Source organism: Leptospira borgpetersenii serovar Javanica, from assembly GCF_003046425.1.
GTDB lineage: Bacteria > Spirochaetota > Leptospiria > Leptospirales > Leptospiraceae > Leptospira > Leptospira borgpetersenii.
Window position 1 is genome coordinate 60,429 of the sequence record NZ_QAJG01000011.1, and the last position, 20,490, is coordinate 80,918.

Annotated in this window: 18 protein-coding genes; 4 read left to right on the plus strand and 14 right to left on the minus strand. The window is 42.5% G+C overall.

Features of this window, described 5'->3' with window-relative positions; genetic code table 11:
• The first annotated feature begins 159 nt into the window (after positions 1 to 159).
• Complete coding sequence (locus tag CLV95_RS10660; RefSeq protein ID WP_002727706.1) at positions 160 to 1,266, plus strand: putative porin; 1,107 nt, start codon at positions 160 to 162, stop codon at positions 1,264 to 1,266.
• 100 nt (positions 1,267 to 1,366) lie between these two features.
• Positions 1,367 to 2,473, plus strand: a complete 1,107-nt coding sequence (gene hemH / locus CLV95_RS10665; RefSeq protein WP_170317460.1) for a ferrochelatase — start codon at positions 1,367 to 1,369, stop codon at positions 2,471 to 2,473.
• Here hemH and hemG read toward each other — a convergent pair.
• The 10 genes from hemG to CLV95_RS10715 all read right to left on the minus strand — a co-directional run bounded on the left by hemG (position 2,463) and on the right by CLV95_RS10715 (position 13,509).
• Positions 2,463 to 3,764 carry a protoporphyrinogen oxidase gene (gene hemG / locus CLV95_RS10670; RefSeq protein WP_002727716.1) on the minus strand — a complete coding sequence of 434 codons (1,302 nt, stop codon included), beginning with the start codon at positions 3,762 to 3,764 and terminating at the stop codon, positions 2,463 to 2,465. The genes hemH and hemG overlap by 11 nt on opposite strands.
• A 6-nt stretch (positions 3,765 to 3,770) precedes the next feature.
• The gene (locus CLV95_RS10675) at positions 3,771 to 4,721 is read right to left on the minus strand and encodes an LA_0442/LA_0875 N-terminal domain-containing protein (RefSeq protein ID WP_002733464.1); all 951 of its coding nucleotides are present in this window, start codon (positions 4,719 to 4,721) and stop codon (positions 3,771 to 3,773) included.
• Positions 4,722 to 4,819: 98 nt separating this feature from the next.
• Positions 4,820 to 6,169, minus strand: coding sequence for an oxygen-independent coproporphyrinogen III oxidase (hemN, locus tag CLV95_RS10680; RefSeq protein WP_002727654.1), 1,350 nt, complete (start codon positions 6,167 to 6,169; stop codon positions 4,820 to 4,822).
• A complete protein-coding gene (locus tag CLV95_RS10685) occupies positions 6,166 to 7,188 on the minus strand; it encodes a uroporphyrinogen decarboxylase family protein (RefSeq protein ID WP_002727672.1) in 1,023 nt (340 codons plus the stop codon). The genes hemN and CLV95_RS10685 overlap by 4 nt, the downstream gene beginning before the upstream one ends.
• Positions 7,178 to 7,870: a response regulator transcription factor gene (locus CLV95_RS10690; RefSeq protein WP_002727696.1), complete on the minus strand. Its 693-nt coding sequence runs from the start codon at positions 7,868 to 7,870 to the stop codon at positions 7,178 to 7,180. Before CLV95_RS10690 ends, CLV95_RS10685 begins: the two co-directional genes overlap by 11 nt.
• 1 nt (position 7,871) lies before the next feature.
• Entirely contained in the window at positions 7,872 to 8,777 is a 906-nt protein-coding gene (locus CLV95_RS10695) for a sensor histidine kinase (RefSeq protein WP_002727679.1), read from the minus strand.
• A complete protein-coding gene (locus CLV95_RS10700; RefSeq protein ID WP_002733406.1) occupies positions 8,777 to 10,102 on the minus strand; it encodes a glutamate-1-semialdehyde 2,1-aminomutase in 1,326 nt (441 codons plus the stop codon). The genes CLV95_RS10695 and CLV95_RS10700 overlap by 1 nt, the downstream gene beginning before the upstream one ends.
• Positions 10,099 to 11,052 carry a porphobilinogen synthase gene (hemB, locus tag CLV95_RS10705; protein WP_002733453.1) on the minus strand — a complete coding sequence of 318 codons (954 nt, stop codon included), beginning with the start codon at positions 11,050 to 11,052 and terminating at the stop codon, positions 10,099 to 10,101. Before hemB ends, CLV95_RS10700 begins: the two co-directional genes overlap by 4 nt.
• Positions 11,021 to 12,649 carry a hydroxymethylbilane synthase gene (gene hemC, locus CLV95_RS10710; protein WP_002733338.1) on the minus strand — a complete coding sequence of 543 codons (1,629 nt, stop codon included), beginning with the start codon at positions 12,647 to 12,649 and terminating at the stop codon, positions 11,021 to 11,023. The genes hemB and hemC overlap by 32 nt, the downstream gene beginning before the upstream one ends.
• The gene (locus CLV95_RS10715; RefSeq protein WP_002733399.1) at positions 12,634 to 13,509 is read right to left on the minus strand and encodes a Rossmann-fold NAD(P)-binding domain-containing protein; all 876 of its coding nucleotides are present in this window, start codon (positions 13,507 to 13,509) and stop codon (positions 12,634 to 12,636) included. The genes hemC and CLV95_RS10715 overlap by 16 nt, the downstream gene beginning before the upstream one ends.
• A gap of 109 nt (positions 13,510 to 13,618) precedes the next feature.
• On the opposite strand from CLV95_RS10715, the gene CLV95_RS10720 reads away from it, so the two are divergent.
• Positions 13,619 to 13,831 (plus strand): hypothetical protein, encoded by a 213-nt coding sequence (locus CLV95_RS10720; RefSeq protein ID WP_077022181.1) that lies wholly within the window; start codon positions 13,619 to 13,621, stop codon positions 13,829 to 13,831.
• On the opposite strand, the gene CLV95_RS10725 is transcribed toward CLV95_RS10720, so the two are convergent.
• On the minus strand, positions 13,802 to 14,662 hold the full coding sequence (locus tag CLV95_RS10725) for an HAD family hydrolase (RefSeq protein WP_002727680.1): 861 nt from the start codon (positions 14,660 to 14,662) through the stop codon (positions 13,802 to 13,804). The genes CLV95_RS10720 and CLV95_RS10725 overlap by 30 nt on opposite strands.
• Before the next feature lie 310 nt (positions 14,663 to 14,972).
• Here CLV95_RS10725 and CLV95_RS10730 point away from each other — a divergent pair, with 310 nt between their 5' ends.
• Positions 14,973 to 15,797 (plus strand): 1,4-dihydroxy-6-naphtoate synthase, encoded by an 825-nt coding sequence (locus tag CLV95_RS10730; RefSeq protein ID WP_002733364.1) that lies wholly within the window; start codon positions 14,973 to 14,975, stop codon positions 15,795 to 15,797.
• Between the two features lie 351 nt (positions 15,798 to 16,148).
• On the opposite strand, the gene metF is transcribed toward CLV95_RS10730, so the two are convergent.
• From metF to CLV95_RS10745, 3 genes are read right to left on the minus strand one after another with little or no spacing between them, the layout of a single operon-like run.
• A complete protein-coding gene (gene metF, locus CLV95_RS10735) occupies positions 16,149 to 17,021 on the minus strand; it encodes a methylenetetrahydrofolate reductase [NAD(P)H] (protein ID WP_002733469.1) in 873 nt (290 codons plus the stop codon).
• Positions 17,022 to 17,031: 10 nt separating this feature from the next.
• Complete coding sequence (locus tag CLV95_RS10740; RefSeq protein ID WP_002733332.1) at positions 17,032 to 19,545, minus strand: discoidin domain-containing protein; 2,514 nt, start codon at positions 19,543 to 19,545, stop codon at positions 17,032 to 17,034.
• Between the two features lie 25 nt (positions 19,546 to 19,570).
• Positions 19,571 to 20,461 carry a helix-turn-helix domain-containing protein gene (locus CLV95_RS10745; RefSeq protein ID WP_002727708.1) on the minus strand — a complete coding sequence of 297 codons (891 nt, stop codon included), beginning with the start codon at positions 20,459 to 20,461 and terminating at the stop codon, positions 19,571 to 19,573.
• Positions 20,462 to 20,490 lie beyond the last annotated feature (29 nt).

Consider the following 20,490-nt stretch of genomic DNA (forward strand, 5'->3'; position numbering starts at 1 on the left):
GTCAAATCAATACTATGTCCCATCGATTTCGCAACGTTAAAAACTGAATTGCGTAGGGAGGGTAGGGCGGTTAATCTGTCTTGATTTCTTAGTACTATTCGGGGTGAAACGATTGCACCCCGAAAGCCTCGGTCCCAACTAAAAAACAAAAGTAAGTTCATGAAAATACAAAAACATATACTCAAGATTTCCTTAATTTTTATCACTCCCCTTTTACAGATCGGTTCGATCTACGCACAGGCCTCTCTCCCAATCCCTGAAGAATCGCCGAAGTCATTTCAGGAAAAAGAAAAACAGGCTGCAACAGAGGAGACATTTTTTAAAAAACTGCTCCAACAGTCCTCCTTTACGATACTCGCGGGACGAAACGGCGGGGATAATATTTTTGAAACTGGCACCAAATACCCGAATCTTTCAGGCCTACGAGGAGGGTCAAGAATCACATACGCAAGGGATTTTAATTATGGTGGACTCGGATTCACTCTTCGCTGGCAAAAATGGGAGGCCGATCTAAACCTAAAAACCACCGGACGTTATGTAAATGCGGGAGAGGGAAGAGACGAGGATTTTTTCCTAGGCGATCCCACGGTCGAAAGAGGAACCAAAATATCAACCAGAGAACTTTCATACTATGATACTCCTTACACGTTTATCGGATCCCGCAACTTTGCAGACGGGAAAGGCCGGCTATCGATGATACAAAACAGGCAATCTCTCATTTTGAGAAGATACTTTGGAGATAGTGATTCGGACTTTCGAAAAGAAGGCAAAGGAATGTATCTCACAGGTGGCTTTCAGTATACGTTTATGAAATATGTTCTCTACGACGTATTTCAATTTTTTGACTCAAACCCTGTTTTTTTGAACAGAATCGGTTTGGGTCTAAGTCTTTCGTATTCGACCTACGAATTTCCGTTAGGTCTCGGTTATAGATACTCAAACAAAGAATGGCTTTTCGAAACCTCATTGTCCGGCATTTTCTGGACGGGGCACTTTCGAGACTTCCATTATCAAAGATCTCTTAACTTTATCGGAGATCTTTCCGGTTTCGGAATCGATTTCAACTTAGGAGTGGGAAGAATTTTCGGTAATTATCTAACGTTTCTAAAACTCAACGAACACAGACTTTTTGGAGACGGTCATTTTTCGACAAAAGGCGGATTAAATAACAACGACATTCTCTCTCAATATTTAGGTCATTATAAGAATTATATGAATCTAAAAGAATGGAACGTAGAGTTATCCCTAACGGGATTTTTATATTAGAGTTGTCCAAAAAATTAATTTTCTATCGGTTTCTATTTCATAGAAACGGTTGATTGAAGTAGTTTTGTTAATCTGAACTATGAAATTCTATTAAAGGTATATTCTTCTGAAAAACAGAATCTTATTAATCAATCTAGGCGGTCCGCGGGATACATCGGAAATCGAAAAATTTCTGATCGACCTTTTTGAAGACCCTCTTGTTTTCGATCTTCCTCTTCCTGAATGGATCAGAAAGCCTCTAGGAAAATGGGTCGCAAAAAAAAGGGCCCCAAAAGTCGCTCAAACCTACAAATCAATGGGCTTTGGAGGTGGTTCCCCTCTTGTTTCAGAAACTTCTAAACAGGCGAACGCAATCGCAAAAGCCCTCGAAAAAATTACGGGAGAAAAATGGGAAGGCAACATCACGATGACCTGCGGCTATCCCGATATTAGAAAACTAAACCGAGATTTTCTCGTTCCTACAAAACAAAATATTCTACTTCCTTTATATCCACACTTCTCCAGATCCACCGTTTTAAGCACGGCTAAACTCGTGGAACAAACGACAAAATTCTGTCCCGTAAGTTACGAAGGTTGGGTCGCACCATTTCATTCTTCACAAGTCTATTTAGAATCGATTCGGGATCTTATTTTGGACTTTTTTCAAAACAGACTGAACCGGAAAGATTTTTTACACTCCGATTCTTTTCAAGGTGTGTCGAATTGGGAAACGATCGACTTGATCTTCAGCGCTCACGGTATACCGATCCGTTTGATCGAAAAAGGAGACCGATACAGGGAAGAAATCAATTCCAACGTCGAAAATTTAAAACGACTTCTTTATGAAAAAGGATTTCGAGGAAAATGTCATACGTCCTTTCAAAGTAGGGTAGGGCCTTCGAAATGGACGGAGCCAAATACGATTACGATGCTCGAGCAATTAGGAAAGAACGGAGTCAAAAGAGTCGCAGTATATCCGATCAGTTTCGTAAGCGATCACTTGGAAACCTTAGAAGAGATTGGAGAACAACTCAAAAAAATCGCCTATAATAACGGAATTGCAGAGTATCATCGAATCCCGGCTCCCGGAATTTATCCGAAATTCATCGAAGCAATGGCAAAAATCGGATTGGAATCCATTCAATCCTCAAAGAACGAATGTATCTGTAAAAAGTTAGGAGGGCACTTTCCGAATCTAAAATCGGGAGAATGTCCGATCAATTTCTAAGCGAAAATTCCTTTCCATTTCGCATAATATTCCAAATCCTTTCTAAAATCGAACTTAGACCGATCCCGTATCGAAAATTTCCTTCCACAAAAACCCCCTGCGGCAAACCGCGATCCAGCTCTTTGTTGAATTCAAGAAGTGCGGCGTCGTACACGGGAAGTGCGGATTTCCAGATCGTAACGTAGTGATTGATAGGCTCGTCGTTTTGGACTGCAATCTTTTTCCGATCTTCTTCCAAGATGGATACGATTTCGTTTTCTTTAAGTCTCACAACGTCTACGTCGAAGGCCCCTCCGAAAATAAATGTCTCGGAATAATGCCCTTTGGAAACCCTTCCCGGAAAGATGGAGGAATTCAGCAAAACTCCCAGGGCCCGTATGCCTGAATCCGGAGGAAAAAGAATTCCAAATCCAGTTTTTTTACCAAGTAACGGCTGATTGCCGAATCGAGTGACCGTCACAATTCCAAGAGTTTTGCAAATTTTTTCGTATCTTTTGAAAACGGGAAAACTAGAGGACAATAATCTTAGAGAAGATTCTAAACCGCAGGCGAGGACGATTTTTGCCTTCGGATATTTTTTTCTAAGCGAGTTTAAGGTGGGGGATTCTTCCGAGTATAATATCCTGGAATTCGGAGACGATGTGATTTTCGCTTCCATTACGTTTAGGAATTCCCCCAAGCCGCCTCGAAAACTTACGGTCCCTCTTCTCTGTTTCGGTATTTTCTGTTCCGTTTTTTTCTTTTGAATCGCCGCTCGAATATTTTTCAACAGAGATTCCTCCGAAGAAATCCATCTCCCCAACACAAGCTCGGCTGACATGTCTTTTAAATTTCCTGCATATACTCCTGCAAAGCCCGGTTCCAGTAAACTTTCCACGGTACCCTTTCCCAGAACACGAACTCCCCATTGATAAACGGATTCCTCCCGTCGAATCCCGGCAGGTACCGTCAAAACTCCGTATAATAGGCGTAAGAGTTCTAAAAAGGACAATGGAATTCTTTTTGGAATTCCGTCCTTCCAGATAAATCTTTTTTTCGAGTTCTTTCTTGTGGATAGAATATCCAAGTTGAGTGCGGAAGCGAGTTCTTCAAGCTGATAGGAATTTAATATTCCGTTTGCCGCAGTTTCCACGAGCCCGAAAGGAGTCGGAACGGACCCGATTAATCCCCCGGAACGGTCCCGTTTTTCATAAAGAAGAACAGACTCTCCCTTTAAGACGGCAAGGGTAGCATAAAGAAGCCCTGTAAAACCCGTTCCGACAACAATATGGTCCGGCGGTTGCGTATTCACCGGCTTCTAGAATTGATACCGGTATCCAAACGTGTATTTGGACTCAAGAGTCGCCGCGGAAGTAGAGATTCCTGAATTCGCCATTGGATTGTAATCGAAAATCAACCCTTTGGTCGCCCCGTTCGAGATTCCGACCTTGGAGGAAATTTGACCTCCGAAAAGGAAAGCATCCACCAAGTTAATCAGATAAACTCCGGCCAACAACCCAATACTAGTCTGAAGATTTTTATAGGCCTTATCTACGGCTTCCCTTTTGTCCTGATAAGGGCTAAAATTCTGATTGTAAATATGAAGAGTAACCGGATCGGAAATCACCGGAGGTAAATCCGGATTTGATATTCCTAACGCGGCCATTACGAGTGAACTCTTCGTATATGGGTTTCCATAATTTTCATATTCTCTTTTGGTGACTACATACTTGCGATTGTTCTCATAAACCGCATAACCTGCCGCTAAAAAGAGAGTAGGGTAGAAAATCGCCGCAAATTTTCTTCCACTCGCCCATTGCCCCCAACCTGGAAGTACCGCAGATCTTGCAAGCGCCCCAGCCCGGGAAACCTCTGGTTCTTTGGGAGGAAGGGGAGGCGGAGGCGGAAGATTTTTCTCCATCGCTTCTCTTTCCTTTCTAAGACGCTCTTCTTCCATCTGCCGTTTTTTCAACTCGTGATCCTTTTGTTTTGAAAGTTTTTCTTCTTCCAACTTTTGGATTTCGAGATTACGGATATTTTCTTCCTCCGCCTCGTTGACATCTTTATAAATGACTTTTAAAACTTCCCTTTTGGGAATAACCCGCTTCCCTTCTCTGGTTTGAATCGTAATCGTTTTTTGATTTTGAGTGATTACCTTACCGCGATAACTCCCGCCTTCTTGCAAAAGAACGGTTTCCGCCGAAATCGTAAAAACGACGATAAAGAACACCACAAAGGTTAAAAAAAATTCTTTCAAAGATAATCTCAAAATGCCCTTCCCGCGATAAGCGACAATTTTTGTTTGTTAAAACTGTCATTTCTTACTCATATTTTTTTGGACGATTTTTTGACCAAAACCGGATCATTTCAAATCGACCTTGAAAAAACCCTCAATTCCGGGCTTTTTCTCCGTAATCTGAGATCCAGACCGGTGCAAACGTTCCGAAGAAAAGGCCGACCCTTTTCGGTCAAAGAGAGAAGATTTCCTTCCCATCTAATTAAAGTATCGTCCTCCATAGAAGCCAAATACAGTTTCACATCCTGCAAAATTCGCTTCGGTACTATAACCGTTCCTGTCGTCGATAATTGCAGAATCAACGATCTTTGTATCAAATCCTCTTCGTCAAGCTTATGTCCTCTAAACGTGGCAAACCCTTCTTCCCGGATACGTTTTTGATATTTTTTAACGATTTTCTCATTTTGGTGAAAACAATCCCAACTATCCGAAATCGCGGAAACTCCGAGGCCCAAAAGTAAATCCGTCGTTTTAGAAGTATAACCCATAAAGTTCCGATGTAAATTTCCGTTTTTTGCCGCCTGGGAAAGAGAATCCGATTCCAAAGCAAAATGATCCATTCCGATCTCAAGATAACCCGCTTTCAAAAACATCTCCCTGGAAACCTCATACAACTCGCGTTTTTCAGGACCGGAAGGAAGATCCGACTCCGTAAACAATCTTTGCGCTGCTTTGAGCCAAGGTACATGCGCGTAGCTGTAGAATGCGATCCGATCCGGACGCAATTCCAAAGTTTTTTCAACGGTCCGTTTCATATTTTTCAGATTCTGTTTTGGAAGCCCGTAAATGAGATCAAAATTTACGGATGTATATCCCAATTTTCTGGATAGTTCTGTGATCCTTTCCGTCATTTCGAAAGGTTGAGTACGATTCACTAACCTTTGCACTTCCGGATCGAAGTCTTGCACTCCCAAACTGATTCTTCTAAAACCGAAATCATGGAGAACTTTCAACTGCGTATCTCTGGTCCTACGAGGATCCACTTCGAGAGAAAAATCCGGCACAGAAGAAACATTCATTCTTTCTAATATAGAACGGAGAAGCACCTCCAAATTTCTCTCAGAAAGATACGTCGGAGTTCCTCCGCCCAGATGAATCTCTTTCAACTCCCTTTGAGAGATTTCGGGAATCTTAATTAGATAATTGGAATATTCCGTTAGAATGGTTTCAACATAAGGATCCTCTACAGAATGATTCTTCGTAATTGAAGTATTACATCCGCAAAAAGAACAAAGGGTTTCGCAAAAAGGGATATGCAAGTACAAGGAAAGGGAGGAGTTTTCCGAACGAAGTCGATTCCTCACCTTATTCAACCATTCTTCCGTGGTCGGATCCTCGGACCAATAAGGTACGGTAGGATAACTCGTGTATCTGGGTGCCGGAATATCGTATTTTGCAATCAGCTCTTTTTCAACCGTCATTGAAACGTCTCTCTTACAATTTCTACGAAACTTTTTACATTCTCTTCGGGTGTTTTAGGCATAACCCCGTGTCCGAGTCCGCAAACCCAACCAATTCTCTCTTCGGGTGAAAGATCCCGATACGGCATTAAATAACTCTTGAGAGTTCTCTTAAATTCCTCTTTCTCCATAAACAATAAGTTTTGATCGAAATTGCCTTGAACCATTCTTTTTTCATTTTTAAGAATTTCCTTTAGATCCCACCTATGATCGAATCCAAAACCTGCAAGAGTCGGAATCCTTTGAACCGCTTGAAAATGCGGAGACGCCGTTCCTTTTCCATAATATCCGACCTTGCCTGGATAACTATCGGCTAAGATTTTTATCCCGGGAATTACGATTTCACGAAACAATTCAGGAGAAAGATCTCCTCCTGCGGTATCAAAGATCATGACCAACTCGGCTCCACCTTCCAATTGAAGAGAGATGTTCTCTCTTAGAAATCGGATTATTTTTTCCAAAAATTCATTCCGAACATCGGTAAGAATTTTCGGAAGCGAAAGATTTCCTTCATGTTTTCCGGAAACCGCATACGTGAACAAAGTCCAAGGTCCGCCCACGAATCCGATGACTGATTTGTCCTCAGGGATTCTTTCCCGGGTTAAATGCATCGCCTTCTTTTGAAACTGCATAAAAGAAATTGAATCTTCCACAGGCTTTAACTTCTTCAAATCCTTTTCGGATCGGATCGAAAAATTCAAAACCGGTCCCGCATCCGTGTATCTAAGTCCCATTCCCAAAGCTTCCAATGGGAAAAGAATATCGGAAAAAAGAATCGCAACGTCAAAATCAAATTCGTCTACGGGACCAAAGGCGACTTCCGCTGCCAATTCCGGATTTTTACAAAGTTCTTCAAACGTATATTTTTGTCTGAGAGCTTGGTAGTGTTTATGATAACGGCCCGCCTGCCTCATCATCCATACGGGAGGAATTTTCTGAGCGACTCCGCTGATAGCATTTGAATATCGTTTACTTGGCATCTTTGATTTCTCCGGTCCATTGATAACCAACGCCCCTGACGGATCGAATCACCCTTTCCCCTTCCTTGCCAAAGGCATGCCTAAGTCTTACGATCGAGTTGTCTATCGTCCTATTTGTGGGAAAACTTTCTTCCCCCCAAAGTTTATCCAGTATTTCCGCACGGCTGACCGTCCGATTTCTTTCGGTTACGAGAAAGTGGAGTAGGGCACAGTCCCTTTTGGAAAGCGGGAATTCTTCCGATCCTTTCCTAACCTGAAATCCCCGAAAATCCAAGACATAGTCCTTATAAAAAAATATAGTCTCTTCTATGGAATGTTTATGAGATTCTAATACGTGTTTAACACGAAGAAGAAGTTCCTTTAAATGAAACGGCTTAGGAATGAATTCCTCCGCTCCGAGTTCAAATCCTCTGAGTCTTTCCGGTGCTCCCGCTTGTGCGGTTAGAAACAGAAACGGAGGACAGTCTTTCGTTTCCTTGAGTTCTTCCGCAAGTGTAAAACCATCTCCATCCGGCAACCGCACATCCAAAAGAATCAGATGCGGTTTTTCGTCTTTGACCAACTTTTTCGCAAAAATCGCGGAAACCGTCCAAAAAACTTCATATCCCTCTTTTTGCAGACGTTCTTGAAGAGTCTCGCCGAGGGAACGATCATCTTCGACTAATAAAAGTTTGGCTTTCATTTCAGATCGCTCCCGGAAAATTCAGATCCACTCTAAAACCGATTTTTTGCGGAACGATACGCATATCGCCTTTCATTTTTTTCATCAACTTCTTTATTATATAAAGTCCTATGCCGGTCCCACTCGTACTTCCGTGTCTATAAAAAGGGATCCCCAACACCTTATACTTTCCATCAAATCCGGTCCCGTTATCCGAAATCGTTATCAGAATCCGATTCGATTTTTGTTTTTCAGAAATCACTTCAAGGATTCGAGCTTTACCGTGTTTTAAGGAATTCTCCGCGAGATTTTTAAAAATACTTTCGAGCGCCTTTCTATCCGCAGAAACGAAAACGTTTTCCAATCGGGAAAGATCGATTTTGAGTTCGGGAAAATCCTCTCCGATAGAAAGAAAAATCTCGCGCACGTTCGCCTTTTCTATGTAAAGAATTTCGGATTTAGTCAGACTCGCGAGATACATCGCACGATTCATCTGGGATTCGATTCTTACGGAATCCATCAATAATCGATGAATGAGTTTGTTCTCATTCAAACTCGGCATTTCTTCCTGTAGACTTTCAGCTTGAAGACGAAGACTCGCAAGGGGAGTCTTCATCTCATGAGTCACGGTGGAAAAAAAATCGTGAATCAGTTTATTTCTACGCGTTTCACGATAAGAAAACCAAATCAACGTCACTCCTCCCAGAAAAAGCATCAAAAGAAAAAAGGTGCCTTCCATCTTGATCATTCTGCTTTGTCTTTCCAAAATGGAAAGGTTTTCGGACGACGAATTCAGTTTCGCGCTGAGACCCGCTACGGTATTCGTAAGCTTAAGTCCAAGTAAAAACCACCAAACTCCGAGTGAAACCGTGACGAGCAACCAAACGATTGCAAAAAGGATTCTAGAATTTTTCCATAAAGAAGACATTAGAGTCCTTTGAAGGCCTTATCCGCTATTTCCAAAACTTTTGCGATCATCGAATCATTATGGGCCCAGGATAAGAATCCTACCTCGTAACCAGAAGGGGCGAGATAAATTCCGTTCTTTAACAAAACGTGGAATACTTCCGCAAACCCTTCTTTATGACCTTCCGGAATTTGATCGATCCTTCTCACCGCTTGTTGTGTCTTTTTACGAAACCAAAATAGGGAAGAATGAGTCACGGCCTCCCATTCCTGATCCGTTTTTCCATTCAGAAGTTTTACCATCTCGTCGGCAAAAGTTTTGGTTCGAACTTCCAACACAGAATAGATGGAATCCCTTTCGGCTTTTTTTAGAGTTGCAAGTCCCGCCCTCATTCCGAACGGATTGGCGCTTAAGGTTCCGGCTTGATATACCGGTCCGGAAGGAGCGACCAAATCCAAAAGATCCCTTCTTCCAGCGTAACAACCGACGGGAAAACCGCCCCCTATGATCTTGCCGTAAGTCACTAAATCGGGACGAATTCCGAGTAAGCCGGACATTCCCTGAAAACCGGTCCTAAATCCGGAAATCACCTCATCAAACACGACTAACGTTCCATATTTTTTCGCGATCTCCACGATTTTCAAAAGAAATTCCTTTCTTTGTACAAGAAGTCCGTAATTGGCCGGTAGAGGTTCGATAATCAAGGCGGCGATATTTTTTCCTTCAGATTCGAACAATTTTTGAACGGCCATTTCATCGTCCAAAGGCAATACGAGAGTATTTGCAATCGCAGTCGAAGAAATCCCGGCGCTATCGGAAGAAGATTCTCCCGCAAGACCGGAACCCGCTTTGACCAAAAGCGCATCCAGATGACCGTGATAACATCCGTCGAACTTGAAAATTTTTTCCCTTCCGGTCGCCGCGCGAGCGACACGAAGCGCACTCATCACCGCTTCGGTACCCGAATTCACAAAACGGACTTTTTCGGCCCAAGGAATTCGATTCGTGATAAATTCCGCAAGTTCGAGAGAGTAGGGCTCCGCCGTTCCGAAACTCCATGCAAGCCCCGCCGTTTCACGAACCACTTCTTCCACCTCCGGATCTCTGTGCCCCAAAATCAAAGGGCCGAAACTCAAACAAAAATCGACGTATTCCTTACCGGAGACGTCGGTTAACGTGGCTCCGTTCGCGGAGACAAAAAATACGGGAGTGCCTCCCACGGAACGAAAGGAACGGACTGGAGAATGAACTCCACCGGGGGAAACAATCTTAGCTCTTTCAAAAAGCCCTTCGGAAGAACTACCTTTCCATGAATCGGAAATCAATTCGGATGAACGTTGACTCAAGATAAAATCTCCTTACCTTTTCTTGCTCCATAAGTTATTAAGTAAGAGGCTCTCGCTCTAGAAAAAATCTGCCAGGTTTCGCACAAAGCCGCGTTAAAATCACAAAAACCGTTTTGTGCAAGATAGTGAATCGACGCGTATTCTCCGCTGACCTGATAAGCGCCTACCGGAAGTCCGGTTTTTTCCCGAATCGGACCGATAAGATCGATAGAAGTCATCCCGGGTTTGACCATTAAAAAATCGGCGCCTTCTTCTTTATCGCGCACGGAGGAAAGAATCGAATCCTCTCGATTCCGAACGTCTATCTGGTAAGAAGAACGATCCCCGTGCCCTGGAGCGGAATCCGCCGCCGCACGAAACGGCCCGTAGAAATTGCTCTTAAACTTAGTAGAATAACTTAAAATTGGAATATTCGAAAAACCGTTTTTATCCAGAATGGAACGGTGACTTTTGATTCTTCCGTCCATCATATCACTCGGAGCGATTCCATCCGCACCGGACTGTGCATATGTCAAAGCGATCTCGGAAAGATGTTTTACGGAAGAGGGGTTATCGACGCTTCCGTCCGGACGCAGAAGGCCGCAATGGCCGTGAGTCGTGAGCGAACACATACAAGTATCGATCCATAAAAACGCGTCGGGAAATTCCTTTTTCAAGGAAGAGATGGAACGTTCGTAAAAAGATTTCGGAATTTCAGAATTGGATTTGGACTTTGGAACGAGAAAAAGAATAAAATGAGTCACTCCCGCTTTGAGATCCGACTCTACTTGTTTTAAGACGGAAACCTCGGTGTCCCTGTAAACACCCGGAAGAGAATCCATCTTCTCTTTTTCTTTTAAACCTTCTACGATAAAAAGAGGTTGTATTAGTTTTTTTGAATTCAGGCTCTCCGAAGACGCAAGATCTCTGAGTCCTACATTAAGGCGAATTCTTCTTTGTTTGGTTTCCAAGCTCTTTTCCTTTGAATTCTTTAAGTCCGAGACTTTGTAGCCAAGACTCATAGTGTACAAAAACGGATAAGTTCGCCGATTCTCCCAGAACTTTTCGGATATGGGAAGAAGTAATTCCCGGTCCGCAAGCGTGAAACCGATCCCGAATTCCAGGAAAAAGAGACAAAGCTTTGTCGAACTGAGACGCACTCATCCAAAAAAAATGAGTTTTTTCGGAAAGATCGGGATGATCTTCCATAGGTTGCGTCCGATACGTAAGAATCCGCGCAAGACCCGAACCGATTTCCGTGGAACCTACGTGTGTACATTTTACGAAATCCAAGGACATTCCAAAAATGGAATGTTTGGGAAGCTCCTCTTCTCCGAGAGCATCCAAGGAACCATGAACCCAAATATCTCTTTCGGCGAGTTGGTACCAAGTTTTCAAGCCGGAAGTCCAAACAATACCTTGGTGCCTTAAGGATGGATCCAAATTCGGAAACGCATTCCCTCGGGTTACGAGCCAATCTTTTAGGATCAACTCTTCGGGAAGAATGACCTTGTCTTCTTTACCGTCCCTGGAAAGAACAAATCCTTGAGAAGAATCCAAGAGAATTCGTTTTTGTTTGACCGCTTCTCCTGGCACCGGATAAGCTTTCGCAACCGACTCGGCCGGAGGAAAAAAAGTATCGGAGAATTGTTTTTCGATTTCCAAAATTTCGCCGGAATCCGTAAGTCCTTTTTGGTATAAAATTTTTCCATAGGATTTGTAAAGAACCGAAACGCCTATCTTTTGATGACAACCTCCGCCAAAACGTTTTAAGGTATTTCTTTCCTCTTCCACCGCGGAAACGACTTCAGGCTTACTTAGAGCCCGGACAAAACCCAAAGCCCACTCGTCATCCGTTCTCACCTCCGCCGCGATCGCACCCTGTGCGGGAGCGGAAGGGCTTAAGGAAAGAGGAAAAACCTGAAAGATCGATTCCTCTAAGATCTCCTTTAAGAACTTTCGTATTTCTTGATATTCTAATTCGTTCGAATTCAAAAAATCTTCCGACAAAAGTCGATCCAAAGCCGCCTTGGCAAGCACAAGACCGTCCGAATCGGAGTTTCTCCATTTGCGGATTCTCGTTTGAATATTACCCCGCACCGGCAAAAAGATAAGCGAAGAATTTTTATAACGGGAGGGAAGGGAATTATTTAAGAATTTTTTTAAATTATATTCCCTTCTCGGAGAAGAGGTTTGAATTTTCAGTTCCGAGGGAGAATTTTTAGAAAGGGAAGATTTTTTCCAAAGAAGGACGTCTCTTTGATCGGCACGATCCAACACGCCTACGATTGTCGTTCCGGAATGGCCTTCTAGATCCAAGTCCTTCCAAGAATGGATCACGAGATCCACTTTTTTTTCCACGAGATCCTTTGTGAGATCTTGTGTAAAAACACCTCTCGTTCCCATTTTCCAGAGAGGAGTCTGCAGATCCAGATCTCCCGAAGCTTCTCGAAAATGAAGTTCGATTTGGATATTCGGAAATTTTTTTTTTAGAGCGTCGAGTACAAGATAGGTTTGGAGTTTTGCGAGAGCGCTTTTACGGGAAGCGATCTTTAGAACGCGGGACAAGTCAGATCTTCCCAACCGAAAATAAATTGCCGAGTTTCAAATTCCCGCTCTTCGACGAGCTCATTCAGAGCGGGTCCGATTCTTTCTCGAATTTGCAAAGCCCTTTCCTCGGTTTCACGAAGAGAATCCAACATCTCGGCAAAAGACACGTATTGAATTGTATCGGGCCATTTTTCTTCTAAAGGAATTTCCCTAAAATCGACCACAACCACCCCATTTGTAATCGAATTCAAATGAAAAGAAAGATTTAAAGGTGCCGCAATCACGATCGCTTCTCTGGAAGGCTTCCAATCAATCAGCAGTTTAACGGACACACCGAATTTTTTAGAAAGTTCTAATAAACGTTCTTCATTGCGTCCTACGAGAGTCACGTTTCGATTTTTTAACCAAGGAAGAATCTTTTCGGCGAGTTGCCCCGTTCCTAAAAGAGAAACCGAACTTTGATCCTTTAGATATTTATTTGCAAGACCTCCGTAAGATTGTTCACCGATATTTTGAAGATAGCGGGAACGAATACTTCTCGAATCTTGAATCAGACTGTCTCTGAATTTCGCGAGATATTCCCCGAATGCGGAGGAGGGCAAGGAGGAATTTTTGAATTTATCCCGAAACTGTGCGAGAACTTCAGTTTCACCTAAAAGCCTGGAATGAAGACCAGAAACGACCTCGAGCATAAAACGATACCCTTCATAACCATTATACTTCTCTAAAGTAGTTGGAAGTGTCAAAGGCTCCGCGTGAATCCGGCTATCCGTAATCCAAATTGTACGCATACAAGTCATCCAAGAATACGAACCCGGAATCTCTACATTCTCTCTATCTTTTTGAATCGAATGATAAACTTGCAGAGTGGACCACATAACCGATAAACAAACTATACCAATTTTAAAGTTCTGATTGTCAAAGAAGTGTCACTCTCTCAAAAAAGTTTTTGTTGACTTTATTGAGACTGATTTTCAATTTGGACTTATGCACTTAGATATCCAGACGCAGAATTGGATCGTATATACGATCGTTAGTCTAACAGTGGTTCGACTTTTCTTTCCACTGCTGTCTGCAGTTCGGGAATTGATTGGCAAACCTTCCGATTCAGAAACAGAAGACTTGAGTTGTTACAATGGTGTGTGCAAAAGTTGTGACATAAACTCTTCTTCAAAAAAGGACGATCCGATTCTCCACTAAAGCAAGAGCCACTCCGTCTTCTTCATTACTGTATCGTGTAACGTGTTTTACAGACTTTTTGATTTCGGGAATGGCATTCTTCATCGCAAAACCGGCGCCGCTGTGAAGAAGCATTTCCAAGTCGTTTCGTTCGTCTCCGAAGGCAACCACACCTTTCCCGTCCAAACCTTTTAAGGAAAGAAAATGAGAAATTCCGGACCATTTCGAAACGGATACATTGATGATTTCCACACAATAAGAAACTCCGGGAATTTTGGTAAGAATACATCGCAGTTCGGATGCGCCCGGAAGAGCGGAGATTTCACGAATGAGAGAAATTAAATCCTCCTTACGAAGAGATAAAAAACAAATCACTAAAATTTTTTCGAGATCTGCAGAAAGGAAATCGCCGACCTCTTTGGTCCTCGAATTATCTCCACCAGAATAGTTATGATATATCTTATCCGTAATCGGAATTTCGGTGAGCATATCGACACCTTCTTCGAATTTGTCCACGTGTAAAATAGGCGGAGTGTGAAATTCTTTTCCCAAATGAAGAATTTTTCGAACCAAGCTTAATCCCAAATAACTTTCGGAAATTCGCTCCGCACTCGGAGACTTTCTAAGAACCTGCCCATTATTGGACACAACATGAACTTCTCCCTTAAATTCTTTTGCAAACGGGAAGGTGGAGTAAAATCTCCTACCGGTCGCAATCACCAAATTTTTTCCCTGGTCGAGCGCCTTTTGAAGCACAGAATGGGTTAGGGGAGAAATCCTACTTTTGGAATTGAGAAGAGTTCCGTCCAAATCGACGGCAATGGTATGAATTTGAGTCGGGTCAATAGACATAGATTGTTTTCAGTAAATCGAAACTAAAAATTTAGAGAACAATTTTTCTTCTCAAAAAGAAGGTGGAACAAACATATTTTTTCAAAAGTTAGAATTTTTCTTCAAAAAAGCCAACAATTCCGGATTCGATGCAATTTTATGAGGACTTCTATATCTTTAGTTTCTACATTGAGCGGATAGATAAAAATTCACCCGACCAACAACCGTTCCTTTAGATTGAACAGAAACTCACGAATTGTAAGAAGAAACTTTCCTTTTTCAATCAAAAATAAAAAATGATTCTATACAAAGACCCGATGGCAAAAAAGTTATGGAATTCAGTCTAGCGTATTCTCCTTGTCCCAATGATACATTTTTATTTTATCATCTTGTACACGGTAAGGTTACAGAATTATTTCATGTTCGAGAGGAACTCCACGATGTAGAGAAGCTGAATCGAGCCGCGTTTCATGGGAAATACCAGGTCACAAAACTTTCTTTCGCCGCATATTTTTCTGTAATGGATCGCTATTCCATATTGGATTCCGGTTCGGCACTTGGAAGAAACTGCGGACCACTTCTCGTTTACAAAAAAGGAAACAATCCCGGAAATCCCAAGGGGAAAAAAATTCTTATCCCGGGAGAATGGACCACGGCAAATCTTCTCTTAAAGCTTTTCTTAAAGGACGACTTTCAAACGATCCCGGTCCGATACGATAAAATCATTCCTCTTTTATTATCAGGAGAAGCCGACTTTGGAGTTTTGATTCACGAAGAAAGGTTTACCTACGAAAAACAAGGTCTTTCCAAATTTCAAGACTTAGGAGAGTGGTGGGAGGAAACGACCGGCAAACACATACCGTTAGGTACCATTGCTTTCCGAAGAGACGTTCAAAAGGAGTGGAAAGAAAACTTTGATTCTTCTTTGAAGTTAAGTCTTGACCTAGCTTACAAAAACCGGGAAACAACTTACGAATACATCCTTAAACATTCACAGGAAACTACCCGAGAAGTTGTTGATGCACATATCGAACTTTATGTAAACGAATTCACACGTTCCCTCGGAATCGAGGGTAGGGATGCGATTCTTACACTTTATCAAAAAGGGGTGGAAGCAGGGTTTCTTCCTGCGGGGAAACAAAAGGAACTTTTTTAAAGTTCAAAAGAGCGCCATTTGTTTAAGTGACGTGAGTTCGACATAAAAAAGTTTGGGCGAATCCGGCTTTTGCAAGAGAAGGCTGGAGGCCGCACTTTCAGCTATAGTCAATAAATTGCATGAGAGAAACGCAATAGGATATTTTGTCTTTAATTACGATCTATTATAGACGCGATCTGTCAAACGACCCATGGGGACTCTGCACTGAGTTTGAAAGAGCATTCGCTTTAGCTCCTTTACGCTTTTAATCACTTTCGCATTTGTGAACTCACGTTAAGTAAGTTCACGATATTTCTCACAAAATACGCCTCTTTGGAATGTATTAACAGACGAAAACAAAAAATCTAGATTTTAACTTTTTAATTCCCTTACAATATCGTAACTCGCGTGAGATTGATTCAGAGTATAAAGATGAATTCCCGGAACTCCCATCGCAAGCAACTCCCTACATTGTTTTATAGAAAAGTTTAAACTTCTTCTGTAAAACTCCTCTGGACGATGTTCTACTTCTTGCAGATCTTCAATAAGAGAAGAGGGGAACTCACAACCGGCTATCGAACGAAATCTCTCGATTTGAGAAAAAGAAGTGATCGGCATAATTCCCGGAATTACAGGAACACGAATATCTGCCTTTCTTACCAAATTCAAAAAGTTTTCAAAGATGGAATTCACAAAAAAAAGCTGGGAAACTAAAAAGTCCGTCCCGGCATCCACTTTCCGTTTTAAATTTCTGACGTCTTCTTCAAGACTTTTTGCATTCGGGTGTTTTTCAGGGTAACAACCACCTCCGATGCAAAAATCCAACTTTTCAGAACGAATGAATGAAATGAGTTCCGTCGCGTTTTCAAAACCACCCTCCGTCTTTTTAAATTTTCCCTCTCCTTTTGGGGGATCTCCGCGAAGAGCCATCAAATTTACAATCCCGGAAGAACGAATTTCCTTTAGGGTTTTAAAAATCTGATCTTGATTTGCTCCGACACAAGTAAAATGAGAAACCGTCGGAAAAGAATAATTTTTCGAAATCTCAGATAAGATTTGTACGGTTTTATCTCTTGTCGAACCACCGGCACCATACGTCACGGTCACAAAGTCCGGATCAAGACGGGCCAACTCCTTCACGGTCCCCATCAATTTTAAATCTCCATCCTGAGTTTTCGGCGGAAAGAATTCAAACGAATACACCGGCCCTTTTGCAGAGCCGTAAATTTCAGATACTTTTTTCATAAACTCCTGATCATTGAAAGCAAAGGAGAATTTGGATTTGTCCTCGCCCGCTGCGAAGGGGGGTCAAAGCCTTTCCAAAAAGGGAGCCTGGGCGCAAGGATTCTGCCGAAATTCGAACAGCATGTCCCCCGGTCAAACCGGTCACAAGCAGACTCCCCGGCTGAATCGGATACGAGGAAGCATCTGCATTGACTGTTACGACACCGGACACAGCCACCAACCAATGCCCCCCATCGGAAGGGGCCTTATCGCCCAATGAAAGAGCCGCCGATTTTACGGCAACCCCGATTGTATGAGTTGCGTTAGCCGTCTTTGCCTTTTGCAACCTTCCGTCCTCTCCCATTACTAGAATATCCCCTTCGGAAATTATATCCGCCGGATTTACAGGAAAAAATCTTGCGATACAATCCGAATCTTTTCCTGTCGAAATTCGAACAGTTCCTGAAAATTCAGACTCCCCCTCTGCAAGAAAAGCCTTTCCCGATCCAACTTCTCCGAAGGAAGGAATTCCTTTTCCCGTCGCAAAAAGAGCAACACCTGATCTAGAGTGAAAAACTCCACCAAATCCTCGTTTTGCAAGACCGACAACACCGGCACCCTCCTTGTCACCGGAAGAGGAATCGCCTCGAACTCCGAATTTTTCTCCGTAACCGATAAGGCCTGTGTCACGAGCTACACCAATCATTCCGGCTCCTTTTTCACTTTCATTCTTTCCATAAATGGGAGCATGGTTTTCCGGGGGAGGAGAAATATTTGTATAAGCGGCCTCAGTAACCCCTTTTACTTTTAGAAAACCTGTATGAGAGCTGAAATCGTGATTCAGGGATGCGTAATCGTGAGTGTGAGGCTTCGGATCCCTTTTGTCGGATAATCTTGGATCATCGGCAGACACGACTTTTCCAGGTGTATTCGTTCCAAGCGTGGCAATTTCTACAATTCCCGGGTACGATGTTGTAGCCTTACGAAGTCGCTCATCATTCCCTTGAACCACAAGCCCTTCTTTAGATTCACCAGACCGAGCTAACTGTACAATACCATAGGCCTCTGTTGTGGCGATTTTTAGGCGTTTATCATTGCCTTGAACAGCGGCCTCCGGAGAATCCTCTCCGCTTCTTGCAAAGCGAACGATCCCGGGAAATTCAGTACTCGCTTTTTTGATTCGAGGGTCGTCAGCAGTTACAGCTCTTCCAGGCTCGGATCCACCAGGTTCGGAAAGAATCACAAGCCCGTATTTTTTCGAAGTGGCGATTTTTAATCGGTCGTCGTTTCCTTGAACCACAACCCCTTCTTTTGTTTCTCCATTTTCCGCAAGTTCCACAATTCCGAGGCTTGCCGTTGTAGCTGCCCGTAAACGGTCATCATTCCCTTGTACCACCCGTTCGGCTCGATTTTCACCGTTAGACGCTAAACGAACCAGTCCATGCGTAAGTTCCGTCGCGTGCTTTAGGCGTTTATCATTGCCTTGAATAACAACCCCTTCTTTGTCTTCCCCATCCCCGGCAAGCTCAACAATACCTTTGTATTCAGTGGAGGCGTCCCGAAGCCGTCGGTCATTGGACTGAATTGCAACTCCTTCTGAGTTTTCCCCATCCACAGCAAGACGCACTAGTCCGGATCTCAAAACCGTTGCATAAGGAAGGGGGTCTGCGGTTGGCTTATTTGTTAGATCGCTAAGATGTGGAGTCGCGTATAATTCCAACTCTACGATCTTGGATTGATAGGATCCCTGATTTTTTTTCTCTTTTTGGCGGGCGACAAGTTTCAGATAACGAACGTTTGCTGGCAAAAATCTCCACTGATACCAAACCCCAGGTTCGGATAAGAATTGATTTTCCTCCAATAATTGACTCCAAGATAAATCATCTTCGCTATAATAAATAGTAAAGCTTTCTGGGAAAAAAGTTGGATCTGATTTCGGAGTCAAGAGTCGTAATTCGTTCACACGACTGATAGAACCTAAATCTACAAGGAAGAATTCCTCTCCAGGTTTTGAGACCTCCTTGGATGACCAGCCGTAGTCGGGTCTTTGATCGATCAAATTCTCTTTCACCCAGAAACGATCATGTTCTGAACTGACTTGAATTTTAACAATTCCGGAAATTCCGACTTCTAATTGACCCAAAGAGATTTTATATTTTCCCGAGTTGTCTTTCTCTGACACTTGCCCGACCAATTTTAGGAATTTTGCCTGGACCAAAGAAAAATTCCATTGTCCTGTTTTTTGGTTCAAGCGTCTAAATCCGGTTTCTTGTAAGATCGGCTCCCAAACAATTCCATCCATAGAAATGTCGAATCGAAAAGTGTCTGGAAAGAAATTGATTTCTTGAGGATTAGAATGAAGACGAATTTGATTCAAATTAGAAACGTTTTCGAATTGAAGGATCAGAACGGAAATTCCGGGTGAACTTTTGGTTTCGAAATAATGAAGTAATTTACCTTCTTTTAAATCGTAGACTCCCGAAGATTTGACCTCGTGGATTTTGATCAAATCGGGGTGGCTGATTCGAATTGATTCAGAATTCATTCAAAATTTGTCCTAGTTACTTTTTTTAATTTCTGACAGAGATGGTTCGATTTTCTTCACTTTTCGCAGAAAATATAACCAATATCGGGGGGTTAATTTCCTCTGTGAAGTACTTTGCTATGATCATTTGTAAGGACTCGGGAACCGGATTCAGGATACAAAGTGTTCTTCCATCCGGCTCCACTCTGATTTTTTCCAATATTTCAATACTAGATCGGGTCAATCGATCTCTGGACCAAAGTAGAAAGCCCTTCCAAGTGGCATCTTTTTCATATGGATTCTTTGTATTTTGATTAAATTCCGGCATGGTTGAGTTATTGATAGTTTTCATTAGATTTTTACAGATTCCTTGCACATATTTTAAATTTGTTTCCATTCCCCGGGTTTTAGCAATGGAAAGTGCTTCCGATAGAACTAGGGGGCCGTACTTTTCTTCTAAATCGATTAGATTTAAATGGGCTTTCTTTGTTGGTTCTTGGTTTTGATTATTGGTAATGGTTATATTAATATGGTTTGGGGTTCCTTCTCCAAACCCCTGGGAAGGAACCCCCGGAACCCCCGGGGTCCCCAAGATCTCCCCTCTGGGGTGTTGAAAAATATACCCCTGGGGTGGAATTTTTGAACCCGGGTAATTGAAGCAAAAATAATATCTTGAACTTGTATGTCCAGTTCCCGGGGTAACTTGAAGTAGGCCAGCTTGGATAAGATCTTTTTTGCCCTGTATGATTGATTTTTTAGTTTTAAAACCAGTTAGTTTAAGGAGAATTTCCGTACTAGGCCATACTGGCTTGAAGTGTTGATCGCTAAATTTAAGCAGTACTAGATAAAGAGTTTTTGCGGCCGAAGACAAATTGGCCCAAACACCTGATTCAATGATATCTGCGAAGAATTTAATATAGGGATAATGTTCGCCCATCTTTCTCTTTCGGTGCTTCTCCTTGTGGG

Coding starts and splice junctions, on each gene's coding strand:
- CLV95_RS10660 (WP_002727706.1), top strand. CDS start 160: ATGAAAATACAAAAACATATACTCAAGATTTCCTTAATTTTTATCACT.
- hemN (WP_002727654.1), bottom strand. CDS start 6,169: ATGACGGTTGAAAAAGAGCTGATTGCAAAATACGATATTCCGGCACCC.
- CLV95_RS10685 (WP_002727672.1), bottom strand. CDS start 7,188: ATGCCAAGTAAACGATATTCAAATGCTATCAGCGGAGTCGCTCAGAAA.
- CLV95_RS10690 (WP_002727696.1), bottom strand. CDS start 7,870: ATGAAAGCCAAACTTTTATTAGTCGAAGATGATCGTTCCCTCGGCGAG.
- CLV95_RS10695 (WP_002727679.1), bottom strand. CDS start 8,777: ATGTCTTCTTTATGGAAAAATTCTAGAATCCTTTTTGCAATCGTTTGG.
- CLV95_RS10715 (WP_002733399.1), bottom strand. CDS start 13,509: ATGTGGTCCACTCTGCAAGTTTATCATTCGATTCAAAAAGATAGAGAG.
- CLV95_RS10720 (WP_077022181.1), top strand. CDS start 13,619: ATGCACTTAGATATCCAGACGCAGAATTGGATCGTATATACGATCGTT.
- CLV95_RS10725 (WP_002727680.1), bottom strand. CDS start 14,662: ATGTCTATTGACCCGACTCAAATTCATACCATTGCCGTCGATTTGGAC.
- CLV95_RS10730 (WP_002733364.1), top strand. CDS start 14,973: ATGGAATTCAGTCTAGCGTATTCTCCTTGTCCCAATGATACATTTTTA.
- metF (WP_002733469.1), bottom strand. CDS start 17,021: ATGAAAAAAGTATCTGAAATTTACGGCTCTGCAAAAGGGCCGGTGTAT.
- CLV95_RS10740 (WP_002733332.1), bottom strand. CDS start 19,545: ATGAATTCTGAATCAATTCGAATCAGCCACCCCGATTTGATCAAAATC.
- CLV95_RS10745 (WP_002727708.1), bottom strand. CDS start 20,461: ATGGGCGAACATTATCCCTATATTAAATTCTTCGCAGATATCATTGAA.